The sequence below is a fragment of the Ruegeria denitrificans genome (assembly GCF_001458295.1).
GTDB lineage: Bacteria > Pseudomonadota > Alphaproteobacteria > Rhodobacterales > Rhodobacteraceae > Ruegeria > Ruegeria denitrificans.
The window spans coordinates 177,612-195,995 of sequence record NZ_CYUD01000006.1 but is presented as its reverse complement, the minus strand read 5'-3'; the positions used below and the strand labels follow the sequence as shown (position 1 = coordinate 195,995).

At 58.4% G+C, this 18,384-nt stretch carries 15 protein-coding genes; 7 read left to right on the top strand and 8 right to left on the bottom strand.

Annotated features, from left to right (window positions below; all coding sequences use genetic code 11):
• Positions 1-15 precede the first annotated feature (15 nt).
• On the top strand, positions 16-711 hold the full coding sequence (locus tag RUE5091_RS11065; protein ID WP_058281977.1) for an ABC transporter ATP-binding protein: 696 nt from the start codon (positions 16-18) through the stop codon (positions 709-711).
• Positions 708-3,236, top strand: coding sequence for an ABC transporter permease (locus RUE5091_RS11060; protein ID WP_058281976.1), 2,529 nt, complete (start codon positions 708-710; stop codon positions 3,234-3,236). Before RUE5091_RS11065 ends, RUE5091_RS11060 begins: the two co-directional genes overlap by 4 nt.
• Here the strand turns inward: RUE5091_RS11060 and RUE5091_RS11055 are convergent.
• A complete protein-coding gene (locus RUE5091_RS11055; RefSeq protein ID WP_058281975.1) occupies positions 3,233-3,679 on the bottom strand; it encodes an RrF2 family transcriptional regulator in 447 nt (148 codons plus the stop codon). The two genes, RUE5091_RS11060 and RUE5091_RS11055, sit on opposite strands and share 4 nt — an antisense overlap.
• Positions 3,680-3,773: 94 nt before the next feature.
• Between RUE5091_RS11055 and RUE5091_RS11050 the strand changes: the two genes are divergently transcribed.
• Entirely contained in the window at positions 3,774-4,343 is a 570-nt protein-coding gene (locus RUE5091_RS11050) for a gamma-glutamylcyclotransferase family protein (protein WP_058281974.1), read from the top strand.
• Between the two features lie 52 nt (positions 4,344-4,395).
• Here RUE5091_RS11050 and gltX read toward each other — a convergent pair whose 3' ends face one another.
• Together gltX and RUE5091_RS11040 are read right to left on the bottom strand one after the other, a co-directional pair.
• Complete coding sequence (gltX, locus tag RUE5091_RS11045; protein ID WP_058281973.1) at positions 4,396-5,721, bottom strand: glutamate--tRNA ligase; 1,326 nt, start codon at positions 5,719-5,721, stop codon at positions 4,396-4,398.
• Positions 5,722-5,781: 60 nt separating this feature from the next.
• Entirely contained in the window at positions 5,782-6,216 is a 435-nt protein-coding gene (locus RUE5091_RS11040) for a DUF1801 domain-containing protein (RefSeq protein ID WP_058281972.1), read from the bottom strand.
• 116 nt (positions 6,217-6,332) lie between these two features.
• Between RUE5091_RS11040 and RUE5091_RS11035 the strand changes: the two genes are divergently transcribed.
• A complete protein-coding gene (locus RUE5091_RS11035) occupies positions 6,333-7,265 on the top strand; it encodes an MBL fold metallo-hydrolase (protein WP_058281971.1) in 933 nt (310 codons plus the stop codon).
• Between the two features lie 3 nt (positions 7,266-7,268).
• Here the strand turns inward: RUE5091_RS11035 and RUE5091_RS11030 are convergent, their stop codons facing one another.
• The 3 genes from RUE5091_RS11030 to RUE5091_RS11020 form a co-directional block, all read right to left on the bottom strand.
• Complete coding sequence (locus RUE5091_RS11030) at positions 7,269-8,597, bottom strand: NAD(P)/FAD-dependent oxidoreductase (protein ID WP_058281970.1); 1,329 nt, start codon at positions 8,595-8,597, stop codon at positions 7,269-7,271.
• A gap of 160 nt (positions 8,598-8,757) precedes the next feature.
• Positions 8,758-8,991 (bottom strand): hypothetical protein, encoded by a 234-nt coding sequence (locus RUE5091_RS11025; protein ID WP_131726300.1) that lies wholly within the window; start codon positions 8,989-8,991, stop codon positions 8,758-8,760.
• A 311-nt stretch (positions 8,992-9,302) separates the two neighbouring features.
• Positions 9,303-10,961, bottom strand: coding sequence for an NAD+ synthase (locus tag RUE5091_RS11020; protein ID WP_058281968.1), 1,659 nt, complete (start codon positions 10,959-10,961; stop codon positions 9,303-9,305).
• A gap of 146 nt (positions 10,962-11,107) precedes the next feature.
• Here RUE5091_RS11020 and RUE5091_RS11015 point away from each other — a divergent pair, with 146 nt between their 5' ends.
• Both RUE5091_RS11015 and RUE5091_RS11010 read left to right on the top strand, forming a co-directional pair.
• Positions 11,108-12,553 carry an MORN repeat-containing protein gene (locus tag RUE5091_RS11015; RefSeq protein WP_058282074.1) on the top strand — a complete coding sequence of 482 codons (1,446 nt, stop codon included), beginning with the start codon at positions 11,108-11,110 and terminating at the stop codon, positions 12,551-12,553.
• Between the two features lie 315 nt (positions 12,554-12,868).
• Positions 12,869-14,437, top strand: a complete 1,569-nt coding sequence (locus RUE5091_RS11010) for a 2-isopropylmalate synthase (protein WP_058281967.1) — start codon at positions 12,869-12,871, stop codon at positions 14,435-14,437.
• A gap of 44 nt (positions 14,438-14,481) precedes the next feature.
• Here RUE5091_RS11010 and RUE5091_RS11005 read toward each other — a convergent pair whose 3' ends face one another.
• Both RUE5091_RS11005 and rlmJ read right to left on the bottom strand, forming a co-directional pair.
• Positions 14,482-16,221: an adenylate/guanylate cyclase domain-containing protein gene (locus tag RUE5091_RS11005; protein ID WP_058281966.1), complete on the bottom strand. Its 1,740-nt coding sequence runs from the start codon at positions 16,219-16,221 to the stop codon at positions 14,482-14,484.
• Between the two features lie 112 nt (positions 16,222-16,333).
• Positions 16,334-17,128 carry a 23S rRNA (adenine(2030)-N(6))-methyltransferase RlmJ gene (gene rlmJ, locus RUE5091_RS11000; RefSeq protein WP_058281965.1) on the bottom strand — a complete coding sequence of 265 codons (795 nt, stop codon included), beginning with the start codon at positions 17,126-17,128 and terminating at the stop codon, positions 16,334-16,336.
• A 155-nt stretch (positions 17,129-17,283) separates the two neighbouring features.
• On the opposite strand from rlmJ, the gene RUE5091_RS10995 reads away from it, so the two are divergent.
• Positions 17,284-18,330: a rod shape-determining protein gene (locus RUE5091_RS10995; RefSeq protein ID WP_008756832.1), complete on the top strand. Its 1,047-nt coding sequence runs from the start codon at positions 17,284-17,286 to the stop codon at positions 18,328-18,330.
• The last annotated feature ends 54 nt before the right edge of the window (positions 18,331-18,384 follow it).

The window sequence follows — 18,384 nt, the reverse complement described above, 5'->3', positions numbered from 1 at the left end:
CGTTTGGAAAACTCTATGACGACACCTGTTCTTTCGCTTCAAGATGCCGCTTTGTCACTGGATGGCAATGCCGGACGGGTGAATATCTTGCACGACATAACCCTGACAGTGACAAAAGGTGAGACATTGGGGCTGGTGGGACCGTCCGGGTCGGGCAAATCCTCGTTGTTGATGCTGATGGGTGGGCTGGAACTGGCGACGTCTGGCAAGATCACGGCCTTTGGCAACGATCTGACGGACATGGACGAAGACGCTTTGGCTCGTTTCCGGTGTGACACGATGGGGGTGGTGTTCCAGAATTTTCACCTGATCCCAACTATGACGGCGCTGGAAAACGTGGCCACGCCGCTGGAACTGGCCGGGCACAGGGATGCGTTCGACCGCGCCGAGGCCGAACTGGAGGCGGTCGGTCTGTCGCATCGGCGCGATCACTACCCGGCGCAATTGTCAGGGGGCGAGCAACAACGCGTGGCTTTGGCCCGGGCGTCGGCCCCGCGGCCTCAGATTCTGTTGGCCGATGAACCTACGGGAAATCTGGACGATGCGACCGGCGCGGCCATTGTCGATCTGCTGTTTGGACTGCGAGATAAACACGGTGCAACGCTGGTTCTGGTCACCCACAGCCACAGTCTGGCACGCAAATGCGACCGGGTTGTGCGGTTGCGGGACGGAACGATTGCCGAAGACATTCAGCAAGAGGCCGCGGAATGAGTCTGCGCCTGGCTGGTCGTCTGGCGCGGCGCGAACTGCGCGGAGGCGTGCGCGGGTTTCGTGTGTTTCTGGCCTGTCTAGCACTGGGTGTCGCCGCCATCGCCGCCGTCGGATCCGTGCGTCAAGCCATCCAGACTGGGTTAACTCAGGAAGGTGCCGCGTTGCTGGGGGGCGATGCCCAATTGGAATTCACCTATCGCTTCGCCAATGAGGCTGAGCGTGCCTGGATGGAGCAGACCGCGACAGCTGTGTCCGAGGTGGTCGATTTCCGCTCGATGGCCTTGGTCCAGCAAGGCGAGGATACCCAGCGTGCGCTGACGCAGGTGAAATCAGTGGATGCAACCTATCCATTGGTGGGCACACCCGTGCTGGACCCAGACCAATCCCTGCCCACCGCTCTGGATGGTGCTCAGGACCTGCCCGGGGCAGTCATGGACCCGGTGCTGATGGATCGACTGGGCCTATCTGTCGGTGACCGATTCGCCCTTGGCACGCAAAAGTTTGTCCTGACCGCCGCCCTGATCCATGAACCGGACGGGGCCGCCGACGGGTTCGGGTTGGGGCCACGCACTCTGGTACGGACCGAAGATTTACAGGCGTCGGGCTTGTTGGCACCGGGGACATTGTTTTCCACCAAATATCGGCTGACTTTGCCACCCGGCACCGACCTTGCCACTGTTTCCGACACAGCGGGACAAAATTTCGATGGCAACGGCATGCGTTGGACTGACGCGCGTAATGGCGCTCCGGGGATTGCGGAATTTGTCGCCCGCCTCAGTGCTTTTCTGGTTCTTGTTGGACTGTCCGGTCTTGCGGTCGGCGGGATTGGTGTGTCTGCCGCCGTCCGGGCTTATCTGGGGCAAAAAACCGAAACCATCGCAACCCTGCGCACATTGGGTGCGGATCGCGCGACGATCTTTCAAACCTACATGATCCAGATCGGCATTTTGTCCGGCATCGGCATTCTTTTGGGCATTGTATTGGGCGGTTTACTCCCTCTTCTGCTGACCCCGTTGATCGAGGCCCGCCTGCCTGTCCCGGCCGTCTTCTCGCTTTATACCCACCCACTGGCCGAAGCCGCGCTATACGGGGTTCTGACAGCATTCCTATTCACACTCTGGCCCCTTGCCCGTACCGAAGAGGTGCGCGCCGCAACATTGTTCCGCGACGCGTTGTCTTCAGCCCGCGCCCTCCCCCGCGTGGGTTTCATTCTGGCAACCGGTATCGGACTGGCACTGCTGGTTGCATCCGCATCCTGGTTTAGTGGTTCGGCGCGCCTGACCCTCTGGACCGCCGCAGGGCTGGTCGGTGCGCTGCTTCTGCTGTCTCTGTCGGCGCTTGCAATCCGCAAACTGGCCCGCATCGGCACCGCCCCTGCGCGTGGCCGCCCGACCCTACGATGGGCCTTGTCGGCCATTTCGGACCCGCGCGAAGGGGCGGCATCAGTTGTGCTGTCTCTTGGGCTAGGGCTTTCGGTACTGGCCGCCGTTGGCCAGATTGACGGGACTCTGCGCAACGCAATCGCGGGCAACCTGCCGGATGTGGCGCCATCTTATTTCTTCGTCGACATTCAAAAAGACCAGATGCCCGGTTTTACTGAACGGCTGGAATCCGATCCCGCCGTTACTCGGATTGAAAGTGCACCGATGCTGCGGGGGATCATCACGCAGATCAATGGCCGCCCCGCCCGCGAAGTAGCCGGTGACCACTGGGTGCTGGACGGCGACAGGGGCGTGACCTATTCTGCCGCTCCGCCGCAAAACACCCGTGTCACGGCAGGTGAGTGGTGGCCCGAGAGCTATTCCGGGACACCGCAGGTAAGTTTCGCTGCGGAAGAAGCCGAGGAAATGGGCCTGTCCCTGGGCGACGAAGTAACCGTGAACATCCTTGGCCGGGATATCACCGCCGAAATCACCTCGTTCCGCGAGGTCGACTTTTCAACCGCTGGCATAGGCTTCATCATGGCGATGAACCCTTCGGCGCTGGCCGGAGCCCCGCACAGTTTTATTGCCACCGTCTATGCCGAAGAACAGGCTGAGGCCGCCATTTTGCGCGATCTGGCCGGGCAGTACCCTAACATCACCGCGATCCGGGTACGTGATGCGATTGATCGTGTCTCGGGCTTGTTGGCCGGGTTGGCGGCAGCGACATCTTATGGCGCGGGTGTGTCCCTGCTGACCGGCTTTCTGGTTCTGATCGGAGCCGCCGCTGCGGGCGAAACCGCACGCCGCTACGAATCCGCAATCCTCAAGACGTTGGGCGCGAACCGGCGGCGTATCCTGTTCAGCTTTGCACTGCGTTCTATCTTGTTAGGGGCCGCAGCCGGAGTCGTCGCTCTGCTGACCGGAATTCTCGGAGGCTGGGCCGTGGCCACCTATATCTTTGACACCGGGTTCACGGTCATCTGGACCTCGGCCCTGGGAATCGTGCTGGCCGGAATCCTCGTGACGCTGGGCGCGGGCCTTGTCTTTGCCCTGCGCCCTTTGGCGGTACGCCCGGCCCGTATCCTGCGAGCCACCGACTAACGAGTGCAAGCCACAGGTTGCAGGATCTGCAATAGCCGATCATTGTCACAGACCAATGCGTCCAGTGTAATATCATCCAGCGAGGCATAAAACGCTTCGGCCGCGTCCTGCAGAGCCACCCGCAACCGGCAGGCATCGGTTAGTGGGCATGTGTTGTCGGCATCGGCAAAGCACTCGGCAATCGGTACATTGCCCTCGACATGACGAAAAACCGACCCGATGCGAATTTCATCTGCCGGGTGTGCCAGCGCCATACCGCCATTGCGGCCGCGCTGGGTGCTCAGGTAATTTAATTGGCTCAATTGGTTGATCACCTGCGCCAGATGGTTTTCCGAGATGTTGCACACTTCTGCAATCTCGGCCTTTGTCACCAATCGATCCTGATGCGCCGCACAATACATCAAAACACGCACTGCAATATTTGTCCGTTTGGTAATCCTCATGTTGGCCTCCCAAATTTCAAGGTGGGACCTTATTGCATGTCTGGCCAAAAAGCGGTTTGACATACATCAATCGCTCAAAAGGACATGACGGCGCATGGCAGACCCCTATTTCTTTGGCTATGGCAGCCTTGTGAACCTTTCGACCCACGATTTTCCCGATCCGCACCCGGCCCGGTTAAAAGGATGGCGGCGCGCCTGGCGGCATACCGACCTGCGCCCGGTGGCCTTTCTGACCGCAATACCGGACCCGGATTGCGAAATCGAAGGAATGATTGCCCATGTCCCCAAAGACGACTGGGCAGCACTGGATGAACGGGAATGGGCCTATGATCGGGTTCCTGCCACGCAGGCGGTAACACACCTGCTGACCCATGACGTCGAAATCGCCGTTTATGCAGTGCCACACGGCTGTCACACCGAACCCAGCAACCGCCACCCGTTGCTGCTCAGCTATATCGACGTGGTTGTGCAGGGCTATCTGCGTGCCTTCGGAGAGGACGGTGCGGATCGGTTCTTTGCCACAACCGACGGATGGGACGCCCCGATCCTGAACGACCGAGCCGAGCCGCGATACCCCCGCCATCAGCAACTGAAGTTGGCCGAAACCGCGTTTGTGGACGACCGCCTCAATCGCCTGTCCGCGCCAATCATCCAAACCGCATAGAAAAAAGCGGGGGCCGCAGACCCCGCCTTTAGCAAATCCAGTTTTGCCGCGATCAGCCGCGCGCGCGGATTACCTGCAGCAGAGGCAGCAGGGTTGCCATTTCCGGCCCACGCTCCATGCCGGTCAGCGCCTTGCGCAGCGGCATGAACAGGCCTTTGCCTTTGCGGCCCGTGGCCTCTTTCACAGTTTTGGTCCAGGCGCCCCATGTTTCACCATCGAACGGCCCCTCAGGCAGCAACGCGACCGCCTCGGCGATGAACTCACGATCCTCATCCGCGATCAGAGGTTCAGCGCCATCGCGGCACAGCTCCCACCAGCCTTTCAGATCGGCCAGCGTGGTGATGTTTTCACGCGCCATTGTCCAGAACGGCTCGGCGAGGTCCGCCGGAACGCCTGCTTCAGCAACGGCGTCTGCAACATCCGCCAGCGGCAGAGATTGCAGGTGCTTCGCCGTCAGTGGGAAAAGGTCCTGCACGTCGAATTTGGTTGGTGCAGCTCCGAACCGGTTCACATCAAAGCCTTCGATCAGCTCAGCCATGTCCGAACGCAGTTCCACCGGATCAGACGATCCCAGACGCGCCATCAGACTCAGCAAAGCCATCGGTTGCACGCCCTGTTCACGCAGATCGCGCAGGGCCAGCGTGCCTAGACGCTTGGACAAAGCCTCACCTTGCGGACCGGTTAGCAGTGAGTGGTGCGCAAAGCGCGGGCAATTTCCGCCCAACGCCTCGATGATCTGAATCTGTGTCGCCGTGTTGGTCACGTGGTCCGAGCCGCGCACCACATCGGTGACGCCCATCTCAGTATCGTCCACCACCGACGCAATCGTATAGAGAACCTGACCATCACCGCGGATCAACACCGGATCGGATACCGAGGCCGCATCGATTGAGATGTCGCCCAGAATACCGTCCGTCCACTCGATCCGCTCATGATCCAGTTTGAACCGCCAGACGCCATTGCCACGTTCAGCCCGCAGCGCCTCTTTCTCGGCTTCCGAAAGGTTCAGCGCAGCGCGGTCATAGACCGGCGGCTTGCCCATGTTCAGCTGTTTCTTGCGCTTTAGGTCCAGCTCGGTCGGCGTTTCGAACGCCTCATAGAAACGGTCCATTTCACGCAGTTTGTCGGCGGCCTCGGCATAGCGATCCAGCCGGTCGGACTGACGCTCGACCCGGTCCCAATGCAGGCCCAGCCATTCCAGATCCTGCTTGATGGCGTCGACATATTCTTCCTTCGACCGCTCAGGATCGGTGTCGTCAATGCGCAAGATAAACGTGCCGCCCGCCTTACGAGCAATCAGATAGTTCATCAGGGCGGTGCGCAGGTTACCCACATGGATATAACCGGTGGGCGACGGGGCAAAACGGGTGGTGGTCATGGAGTTCTCCTGTTGGCGCGGCTCATGTCACAGGATGGCCCATTTGTCCAGCAAAGGCGTTCAGGTCGGCTGCACCGGCCAGTGCTGATCAAGGTCTGCCAACCCAGCCCGGATCAGCTCGGCCAGAACGTCCAGATCAATATCCGCCAGCTTGTTCAAATAAAGACAGGATTTACCCAGCTTGTGCTTGCCTAGCCGCGACAGGATATCCCCGAAATCCGCGTAACCGGGCATGATGTAGATCGACAGAGCGGACTTTCGTGGAGAAAAGCCGGTGGCCAGAAAGTCACCCTCGCGCCCGGATTTATAGCGATAGTGATAGCGGCCATAACCCACGATCGACGGCCCCCACATGACCGGATTAAATCCCGTGGTTTTGCGGAAAACTGCATCCAATTCCCGCACGTCATTAGCTTTCCGCACCGGCTGTACCGTCGACAGGAAACTTTCTACGCTTTGGTCGGTGGGGGCGGTTTTGTTTTCAGATCGCGCCATGAACAAAAATTAACACGTAATGTTCATCCGCGCAGCCCATGTCTTGGGTGTATAGAGTGGCCACAGGTCCTCACCGCCCTACCTAAAAACCTGATATTCTGACAGGGAGATCGAAAATGACCATAAAATTGACCCGCCGAGCGGCCCTCGGCGCCGCAGCAGCACTGCCATTTGCGTCCGCAGCCGCCCCCGTTCTAGCCGCCGGATCCACGGCCAACGCCAATTCGACTGTCGCCAAATCATTCCAACTTGGGGATTTCACAGTCACAACGCTGCTGGACGGTACCGCCGCGCGCGACGACGCCCGAGAGATTTTCGGCGGCGATGCACCGGAAGAGGAATTCCTGAAGGTTTCCGAAGAAAACTTTATTTCTCCAGACAAGACGCAATTCTACTTTACCCCGACGCTGATCAATACTGGATCGGAACTGGTTCTGTTTGATACCGGGCTGGGACAGGGTGGCATTCAGGCAGCACTGGCAGATGCGGGCGTAACACCGGATCAGATTGATGTCGTTGTCATCACACATATGCATCCTGACCATATTGGCGGCATGACAACCAATGACGCGCCCACCTTTCCGAATGCGCGTTATATCACCGCAGCGGCCGAGTACGATTTCTGGGCTGCGCAGGATGCGGGCAACCGTGTAGGTGATTTGGTGGCTGCAAAAGTCACCCCGTTGGTCGAGAAGATGACCTTTGTTAAAGACGGTGGCGAGGTGGCTTCGGGCATCACTGCCATGGCTGCCTATGGTCACACGCCGGGTCACACCGTTTATCATCTGGAAAGCAACGGACAGCGGCTTATTCTAACAGCGGATCTGGCCAATCACTATGTCTGGTCCTTCGCACACCCCGAATGGGCCATTCGGTTCGACATGGACAAAGCGGCTGCAACGGATTCCCGCCGCAACGTGCTGGGCCTGCTGGCCGCTGATAAGGTGCCGATGATCGGCTATCATATGCCATTCCCAGCCGCTGGCTTTGTTGAAAACCGCGGCGAAGGGTTTCGGTTTGTCCCTGTCAGCTATCAGATGATGGGCTAAGCCTTAGTATCCAGGGTCCGGCCGTACTTTTGAGCCATCCGTGAAACGAGACAGGCGAAAGGCGGTCGGATCGACACAAGGCGTGGTTTCGGCGACCAGATCAGCTATCAGGCGGCCTGCCGCCGGGCCGATACCGAATCCATGGCCGGAAAATCCGGTCGCGATGTACATCCCCGGCATCTCATCCACCCCTGAAATCACTGGCACCGCGTCCGGCGTAACGTCGATCATGCCTGCCCAGCTTTGTACGATCTCTGCCTGTTGCAACGCGGGAAACGCTTTGCGTGCTTTGGCCCACGCCTGTCGCAAAACTTTTGAGGACGGCTCGGGGTCCAACATGCGGCACTTTTCGAATGGCGTCACATCGGTTGGCACCCAAGTCTGATCCTGCTGGGCCTCGGTGCGCCAACGGCTTGATAGCCGAAAGCGCAAAGACCGCCATTCCTGTGCAAAGGCAGGCAAGAACTGTCGGGCCAAACGGAAACTGTCGGGCACGATATCGACTGTATTCTCGTGGCCGGACGCAATCGTATAGCCCCCATCAGCACGCTTACGCATAGCAAATTCATCCGCCCAAAGCGCCGTTTCAGGCCCCGCAACCGGCGACGTGCGAAGAACCGTGTTCAACACCTTGAGCTGAGGCAGCTGAATTCCCGCATTCCCGGCAAACAGACGTGACCAAGCACCACCGGCCAAAACCACATAGCCGCATGCCACCCGACCACGTTCCGTAAAGACGCCCGCGATACGGCCACCCCTAAGATCGACACTGCGCACGGCGCAATTGGTCATCAGCACCGCCCCCCGGTCCCGCGCTGCCTCAGCGATGGCAGGCGCGGCCCATTGCGGTTCAGCGCGGCCATCTTGTGGCATATAAAGGGCACAATCGAATTCTGTCTCATTGCCGGGCAGTAGCGCATTCAACTCGGCGCCGGTCACCAGTTTCGCACCGGTTTGCAAACCTTCGACATGGCGTAACCAGCGTTCCAGATTTCCGTTGCCGCGCTTGCCCGAAGCGCCGAACAAGATGCCCGAACGGGTGTAACCGGTCTTGCGACCCGTTCGTTGATCCATCCCCTTCCACAGGTGTAGCGCCTCGACCATCAGCGGAATTTCACGTGGGTCGCGCATGCCCAGACGCACCCAACCCCAGTTACGAGAGCTTTGTTCGCCCGCGATCGGCCCCTTGTCGCACAGCAGAACCGACGCGCCGCGTTCAGACAATTCCAGTGCGGTCGACGCGCCAATTATGCCGCCGCCAATGACAACGACATCCACGGATTTGGGAAGGTGCAGATCAGGTTCAACAGGGGTTGGCTTTGGGCCGGGCATAAACCGCTCTTACTTCATGGCTTGGACCGCCATGAAGGCGTGGCGCGGGCATTCAGGCAACCTATCTTGTGCCGCAGCCGTGATGATTTTCTAATGCTGTGGCGAACACGCCAACAGACGTGAAAATGCGCACGCAAATCTCCTGGGATTTAGGTGGAGATCAAGCTGCCCCACGCAGCTCTGCCAGCTTCTGAAGCAAGCTTGCCCCTAACCCGCCGTCTTTGGTGCTGACTTCTTCATCCATCTCAGCCTGTTGTGGAAGTTCAGGCAAGACGGTCGGCGCTTTTGTGGATTTCACTTCGGGCTCGGGTTCCTCGGGCTCGTCATCACGAAGCAAATCCGCGATTGCCGAATCCAATTTGGCCTCGTCCAGAACCCGCGCCTCAGATTCCATGGCTTTGTACCTTAAAGGCGGGTGAAGCGGTTTGTCATATCCCTCATACATAATAACACCAAATCGTTAACTCAGATATCCAACACCAGATGCGACACAATTCAATTTTTTTGAATTAAGGTCACACCGCCCCAGTTGGGGCATGAATTAAGCTAAAATGTGTCAAAAAAATGTCTCAATTTCAAGCCGTCCGTTCCGTGACTGGCTAAAAAACAAGATGTTACCTGGATTCTCGAAACAATATCCGACCCACCAGCCACACTGACGCCGATGAGGAAACATCAAGTCGACCAGAGCGGCTCTGGATCAGTTTAACCCTGATCCCGCCAGCGATTCACAATCGGATAGCGACGGTCCAACCAAAAGGCCCGATGCGTCAGGCGGGTTCCGGGGGCGGACTGAAAGCGTTTGTATTCGCTGATATAGATCAGATGCTCGACCCGTCGCGCGTCGGCCTCCTCAAATCCGGCAGCGACACAATCGGCGATCGACCCGTCGCGGTCGATCAGTATGTCCAAAATGGCGTCTAGAACCGGATAGTCGGGCAGGCTGTCGCTGTCCTTCTGGTCTTCGCGCAGTTCAGCGCTGGGGGGTTTGTCGATGACCGAGGGGCGAATTACCTCCCCCAAAGGCCCCATCATCCAATCGCGGTGATTTGCATTGCGCCAGCGACAGGTCTCGAACACACGAGTTTTGTACAGATCCTTGATTGGGTTATAGCCCCCATTCATGTCGCCATAGATGGTGGCGTACCCCACCGCGACCTCGGATTTGTTGCCGGTGGTTAGTAGCATCTCGCCAAATTTGTTTGAGATCGCCATCAACAACAGCCCACGCAGGCGGGACTGGATGTTCTCCTCGGTCAAGTCCGCCTCGCGCCCCGTGAACAGCGGGGCCAGAGCTTCGGTCATTGCCGCACGGCTGTCAGAAATCGGCACATAGTCATAGTGGACGCCCAGCGCCTTGGCGACCGCCTCGGCATCATCCAGCGATGCCTGGCTGGTGTATTCCGATGGCAGCATCACGCAACGCACATTCTCGGCCCCGATGGCATCTACTGCAATCGCCGCGACCAAAGCGGAATCGACACCGCCAGACAGACCCAGCAGTGCCTTTTTGAAGCCGGTCTTGCCCACATAGTCGCGCAGGGATTGCACCATGGCGCGATAGTCTTGCTCCCATTCCTCGGGTTGCGGCACGATCTCGGCAGGTACGATGCGCCAGCCATCGTCGCCGCGTTCCAGATCGATGTGCGTCACTGCCTCATCAAATACAGGCATCCGAAACGCCAGCTCTCCGCCCGGATTCAGACCAAAGGTCGCCCCGTCGAACACCTGATCGTCCTGACCGCCAACCATATTCAGATAGATCAGCGGCAGGCCGGTCTCGACCACGCGCGCCACCATATGGTTCAGGCGCACGTCGTATTTATTGCGGAAATAAGGTGAGCCGTTAGGGATCAGCAGGAACTCGGCCCCGGTTTCTTCAAGCGTTTCCGCCACGTCGGGATGCCAGCTGTCCTCACAAATCGGGCTGCCGATACGCGTGTTGCCAACCGCATAGGGGCCGCCCAAAGGCCCGGCATCATACAAACGCACCTCGTCGAACACGGTTTCATTGGGCAGGTGATGCTTCAGCGATTTGCTGCTTATCCGCCCGCCCTTAAGGATTAGATAGGCGTTGAAAAGATTACCGTCTTCCGCCCAGGGCCCGCCAATCGCCATGGCGGGGCCATCGGCGCATTGTTTGGCCAGTTCCTCGACCGCTGCCATCGCGGCGCGGTAGAATGCAGGCTTCATCACCAGATCCTGCGTGTTGTATCCGGTAATGAACATCTCGGGGAATGCCACCAGATCGGCCCCGGCCTCGCGTGCCTGCTGCCATGCAGCCAACGCCTTGGCCGCGTTGCCGTCGATATCCCCCACAGTGGGGTTGAGTTGCGCCAGAGTGATGCGGAAACGGTCGGCCATGGTGCCCTCTTGCCCTCGTCAGTCTTAAAGCCATTTAGCAGATCATCGCGCAAGTGAAAGCCAAATGCGGCAAAACCCGTTGCCCTGCCCTCACGGGTACCTTAGTTTTGCGCAACAGGATGAATACCGGGCACGCAGGATCGATCATGAACGCTTTTCGCATTACCATTGCCGCATCTGCAATCGCCCTGATCGCAGCAGGCGCCGCTGCGCAGGACGGTCAGGTAATCACCAAGGACGACGAGGTCGGCGGAGTTTACGAAGGCACATTCCAGAACGGTCTGCGCCACGGAACCGGCACGTATCGTCTGCCGAACGGCTTCGAATACAGCGGTGAATGGGCCGAGGGAGAGATCCAGGGCAAGGGGATTGCCCGCTATGTCAACGGTTCGATCTACGAAGGGACGTTCGCCAAGGGTAAACCCGAGGGGCGCGGCAAGATCATCTATGCTGACGGCGGCAGCTACGATGGTGAATGGGTTGACGGGGCGATCACTGGCGCGGGTATGGCGGTTTATGCCAACGGTGCGCGCTACGAAGGCGATTTCAATAACGGCCGCTACCATGGCAAGGGCGTGCTGACCGATCCCAGCGGGTACAGCTATGACGGGGATTGGGTTGACGACGTCATACAGGGTAAAGGCAAGATCACCTATGCCGAGGGCGGCGTCTATGAGGGTGACGTCAATGGTGGTCAGCGCCACGGACAAGGCAGCCTGACCCTGCCCGATGGGATGACCTATGTCGGTGACTGGGTCGAGGATCGCATCACCGGAACCGGACGACTGTCCTACGTCAACGGGGACGTCTACGAAGGCACGCTGGGCGACGGTCGCCGCCAGGGCCAGGGCAAAGTGACTTACGCCAACGGCGATGTTTACGAGGGCAACTATGCCGATGACCTTCGCCATGGTCAGGGGACCTATACCGGAACCGATGGCTATATTTACACCGGCGAATGGACCGGTGGCCTGATCGAAGGTCTGGGCGAAGTGACCTATCCCGACGGATCCGTCTATGTCGGTGATTTCAGGGCAGATCTCGCCGAAGGCAAAGGCCGCATCACCTATACGGACGGCTCGACCTATGATGGCGACTGGATCGCTGGCGTGATCGAAGGCCAGGGGGTTTCGACCTATCCAAATGGCACGGTCTATCGGGGCCAATTCAAAAACGCCACGAACCATGGCAAAGGCATCCTGACCTCAGCCGACGGCTACAGCTATGACGGAGACTGGGTTGAAGGCCTGCGTCAGGGAAAAGGCCTGGCAACCTACCCTGATGGTACCACCTATTCCGGCGATTTTGACGCAGGCAAGCGCCATGGGCAGGGCGAGATCGTCATGGCCAACGGGTTCAGCTATTCGGGCCAGTGGACCGACGGCAAGATCACCGGTGACGGGATCGCCACATATCCAAGCGGCGACGTTTACGAAGGCAGCTTTGTCGACGCCAAACGTCAGGGCAACGGCACTATGCGTTATGCCAACGGTGAAGAGGAAACCGGTGTTTGGGAAGATGGCGAATTGGCGACAACGGACGGCGCAACGCCCCAAGCTGAATCCTCGGACGCCACTGACACGGACGGTTGAAACCTCAACTATTTTTATCTCGTCGCAGCTTTAAATGCACTTCATCCGACGGGGTGCATTATGCAGTGCGCAAAAAGAAACCTTCGCAATAGTCTTTGACCCGCAAATGGGTCTTTTCATTCCGTACGGGCTCTGTATAAATTCCGTTCATGATCAACCGCGCAGATATCCCTTTTGCCGACACCGCCATTCGCGGTGCGTCGCTGCGTGGCCTACTGATCCTAATCCGCCTCTGAGCGTGCCATCCGGCGCGCCTGCTCAGAGGAGGACGCCCGCGCGCCATAGGCTTTAGGACAGAAGAAGAAAGAGAATTCCATGACTAACGTGACCGACCAAGACCGCGTCTTGATCTTTGACACCACTTTGCGCGACGGCGAACAAAGCCCCGGCGCCACCATGACCCATGAAGAAAAGCTGGAAATTGCCGAGCTGCTCGACGACATGGGTGTCGACATCATCGAAGCCGGATTTCCCATCGCCTCGGAAGGCGATTTCAAAGCGGTTTCAGAGATCGCCCAACGATCAAAAAACAGCCGCATCTGCGGTCTGGCCCGCGCCAACTTCGCCGATATCGACCGCTGCTGGGAGGCGATCAAACACGCCGAGAAAAGCCGGATTCACACCTTCATCGGCACCTCACCTTTGCACCGCGCCATTCCAAACCTGACGCAGGACGAAATGGCCGAGAAAATCCACGAGACGGTTAGCCACGCGCGTAATCTGTGCGAAAACGTGCAATGGTCGCCGATGGATGCCACCCGAACTGAATGGGACTACCTGTGCCGCGTGATCGAAATTGCGATCAAAGCCGGGGCGACGACGATCAACATCCCTGACACCGTGGGCTATACCGCGCCATTGGAATCCGCCGACCTGATCAAGCGTTTGATCGAAACTGTTCCGGGCGCGGATGAGGTCGTCTTCGCCACCCACTGCCACAACGATTTGGGCATGGCGACGGCAAACTCGCTGGCCGCTGTGATCGGCGGTGCGCGCCAGATCGAATGTACGATCAATGGTCTGGGTGAACGGGCCGGCAACACGGCGCTGGAAGAGGTTGTGATGGCAATGCGCACCCGCAATGACATCATGCCGTACCACACTGGCATCGACACCACCAAGATTATGCATATCTCGCGCCGGGTTGCCACGGTTTCGGGCTTTAACGTGCAGTTCAACAAAGCCATCGTTGGCAAGAACGCGTTTGCCCATGAAAGCGGCATCCACCAGGATGGCATGCTGAAAAACCGGGACAATTTCGAGATCATGCGCCCTGAAGATGTGGGTTTGTCCGGCACATCATTGCCGTTGGGCAAACACTCGGGCCGCGCGGCGTTGCGCGACAAGCTGGAAACGCTGGGATATGAGATTGGCGACAACCAGCTCAAGGACATTTTCGTGCGGTTCAAGGATTTGGCCGACCGCAAGAAAGAGGTATTTGACGACGATCTGATCGCACTGATGACGCTCGATGACGCTGACGATCATCTGCAACTGGTGTCGATGAAAGTGACCTGTGGCACCGGCGGTCAAGCGGAATCAACTGTTGAGCTGGAAGTGGACGGGCAGGATACCATCGCCACCGAATACGGCGACGGCCCGGTGGATGCGACCTTCAAAGCCATCCGCGCGATCTATCCGAACAAGGCCCATCTGCAGCTGTATCAGGTGCACGCCGTGACTGCGGGCACCGATGCGCAAGCAACGGTTTCGGTACGGTTGGAAGAGGACGGCATGATCGCCACCGGTCAGTCCGCCAACACGGACACCGTAGTGGCTTCTGCCAAGGCCTATATCCACGCCCTGAACCGCCTGATCGTGCGCCGGGAAAAAACCGGGCCGGGCGCAGATGCGCGTGAGATCAGCTATAAAGATCTGACCTGACATAAAAACGGCCCGCAATTGCGGGCCGTTTTCCGCTTAGTGGATCAGGAAAACCCGGCTTTTTTTACCCCATCCACGAAATGTTGCAGATCTTCGTCCCGTGCGTAATGCAGCGTCGCGACCAGGTCTTCGATCTTTGCATCGGGCTGTGCGGCATAAATAGCATCCACATGTTTTCGGGCCTTGGCTTCATCCCCCAGCCACGCGTTGCACGCCGCGACATAGGCATTTTGCACAGGGTCCATTGTCGGCAAATGGGCAAAATCGTCAATTGCCTGATCATAGTGTTTTCCACCAAACCGCGCCTTTCCCAGATGGCTCCAGAAACGAGCAGGATGATGCGGATTCAGGCGCATGGCTTTCTGAATCCACTCCGCCCCTTCGTCGGGGCGACCTGACCAGGTCAGCAACTCTCCCATTTGGACGACAACCAGATCGTAGTTCGGGTTCAGCGACAACGCCCGTTCCTGATGGTAACGCGCGCGGCCCAGATTGTTCCGCAAAATCTCGACCGCTCCCATCAAACGATGAACATCCGCATCGTTGTCATCCATCGAGGCCGCCTTAAGGATTGCCTCTTCGCAGGACGCCAGCATGGCATCGCGGTCATCGCACCAGCCGTAACCCCAGGCTTGCCCCCGGATGCAACCGCTCCAGGCGTGGGCGTGAGCGTAATCGGGGTCAAGTTCTATGGCGCGGTCGATCAGCTTGGTCGCTTCGGCATTATCTTCGCACGTGCTGCGGTGATGCAGGACCTTGGCGGCCAGAACACATTCGTAAGCGGCGAAACTCGATGGTTTTTTGCGCGTCAGCCCTTCTTGCTGCGACGCTTCGATCCGCCCCGGCAGTGTCGCAACCACGGCTGAAATCACCTCGTCCTGAATGGTGAAAATATCATCCAGGTCACGGTCATATTTCTCGGCCCAGATATGGCCGTCGCTTTCACTGTCGATCAGCTGAACCGTCACGCGCACGCGGTTTCCCGCCTTGCGCACGCTCCCTTCGACTATGTAGCGCGCACCCAGCTTATCACCCACATCGCGGACATTCACCGCCTGCCCTTTGTAGACAAAACAGGAATTGCGCGAGATCACGAACAGTTCATGCCTGCGGCTCAGCTCGGTCAGAAGATCTTCGGTCAGACCGTCGGCAAAGAATTCCTGCTCTGAATCACCACTCATGTTTTCAAAAGGAAGAACCGCGATCGAGGGTTTCACGACTCTTGTCGCCTCTTGCCCGATCATGTTCTGCTCGGCCTCACCGGCCGGCGTATCCAACCCGACCCTGTACGCGTGAACGGGTTGTGACAGGTTCTTGAGCGACAGGTCCCCTAAATCGTGAAACTGCAGCTCTAACCGACTGGACACCTGTTCGTGGACAGCACCGGAAATCAGCACATCCCCTGCCTGTGCTGATTGTTCCAACCGGGCAGCAATGTTGACACCACTGCCAAAGATGTCCCCGTCTTCAAAGATGATTTCGTCAAGATTGATGCCCATGCGAAACTGAATGCGCTGGTCTTGCGGAACATCCGCATTCCTACGAAACATTCGATTTTGAACTTCGACGGCACAGGTCACGGCGTCGCTGGCGCTGGGGAATTCGACAAGCATCCCGTCGCCGGTGGTCTTGATGATCGTGCCGCGGTTTTTCTCGATCGAAGGGTCGATAAGCTCGATCCGGTGCGTGCGCAGCCGTGCCAGCGTGCCTTGCTCGTCAATTTCCATCAATCGGCTATAACCTACCATATCGGCGGCCAAAACCGTAGCAAGTCGGCGATTCATGGCACCCCTCCCTGCTGCAAGTCTAGGGCCGGGGGTCCTGTTCGAACAAGAAATTTTGCGGACACAGCCAGGGCGTGTAGCCGAACACCCTCAATGCGCCCGGAACATGTGTTTACCCGTGACCCAGCCCCGCAAATATCGCATCCAACCTGCGGGTCTCTTCGGCAAACCCAAACGGAGCGTTCACGACAAACATGCCAGACCCGATCATACGATGACCTTCACGCGCAGCAGGAAACCGCACCTCATGGCATTCTGACTTGGGCAGGTTTTGTTTTTTCAGCGCGGTGATCATCGGTTCATGCCGCCGATCGATCAGGATCGGGTACCACAAGGCAAGCACGCCGACGTTCCATTTGCGGTGCAATTTGGCAATTACTCCGGGAAGACGGTCGTATTCCGATTTGACCTCATAGCTCGGATCAATCAACAACATCCCGCGCCGGGGCGTCGGCGGCAATAAGGAATGCGCCAACTCATACCCGTCCTGCTTGTAAGTTTTTGCGCCGAAAGGCGACATGGTCATGGACAGGGCCGCATGCTCCTGCGGATGCAATTCGGCAAAATGCATGCTGTCCTGATCGCGCAACAGACTGGCGGCGATCATTGGTGATCCGGCATAGGTGTGCCCACCATACCGCGTCCGCACTGCCTCTAGCGCCTGTGACAACGGATGGTCCGCAGGGAACCATTTTTCGCGCAAAGCGCGCTCAATACCTGCAGCGGCTTCTCCGGTACGTACCGCCTCGACCGCATCCAGTTGATACAGGCCACGGCCCGAATGTGTTTCTAGAAAGGTCAGCGGCTTGTCTTTGCGGGTCAGATAATCCAGCACCCACGCCAACAAAGCGTGCTTTTGCACATCAGCCAGATTCCCAGCGTGGTAAATATGTTGATATGAGAGCATATTGCCTTCTAAAGTCCCTCTGAATAAGGCGGAAAGGTGCTGATTGTCGCGGAATCAGCCCTTTTACCGGGCGAGTTGGCACCCTATAAGTCATCCGTCCCGGAACCGTCGAGTCGCGGGCAGTAGAAATTCTGACGAACGGGATCAGTGAAAACATGGGAATCTTTGGCAATCTGGGCGGTTTGTTCACAGCGGACATGGCCATCGACCTTGGGACAGCGAACACGCTGGTTTATGTCAAAGGGCGCGGCGTGATCCTGTCTGAACCATCCGTGGTGGCCTACCACGTGAAAGACGGTGTGAAAAAAGTGCTGGCCGTTGGCGAGGATGCCAAGCTGATGCTGGGCCGGACCCCCGGTTCGATCGAAGCCATCCGGCCGATGCGCGAAGGTGTGATTGCCGATTTCGACACCGCCGAGGAAATGATCAAGCATTTCATTCGCAAAGTGCATAAACGCTCGACCTTTTCGAAGCCCAAAATCATCGTCTGCGTGCCGCATGGCGCAACGCCGGTTGAAAAACGTGCAATCCGTCAGTCGGTTCTGTCCGCAGGTGCCCGGCGTGCCGGATTGATTGCTGAACCCATTGCCGCCGCAATCGGTGCCGGTATGCCGATCACCGATCCGACCGGCAACATGGTCGTCGATATCGGCGGCGGCACCACCGAGGTGGCCGTGCTGTCGCTGGGTGACATCGTCTATGCCCGCTCGGTCCGTGTGGGTGGCGACCGGATGGACGAGGCCATCATCTCGTACCTGCGCCGTCAGCAAAACCTGCTGGTGGGTGAATCGACCGCCGAGCGGATCAAAACCACTATCGGCACCGCCCGTATGCCCGATGACGGCCGTGGCCAATCGATGCATATCCGTGGCCGCGACCTGCTGAACGGCGTGCCCAAGGAAATCGAAATCAGCCAGGCACAAGTGGCCGAGGCATTGTCGGAACCTGTTCAGGCGATTTGCGAAGCCGTCATGACCGCGCTGGAAACCACGCCGCCCGATCTGGCGGCCGACATCGTAGACCGGGGCGTGATGCTAACTGGCGGCGGCGCGCTGCTGGGCGATCTGGATTTGGCCTTGCGCGAACAGACCGGGCTGGCCGTGTCGATTGCCGATGAAAGCCTGAATTGTGTGGCTTTGGGCACCGGCAAGGCACTGGAATATGAAAAACAGCTGCGCCACGCGATTGACTACGAAAGCTAAGGCGCGCACCCTTTAAGGGACAACACTCGGGCACGAGCAGCACGGGAAGGTAAC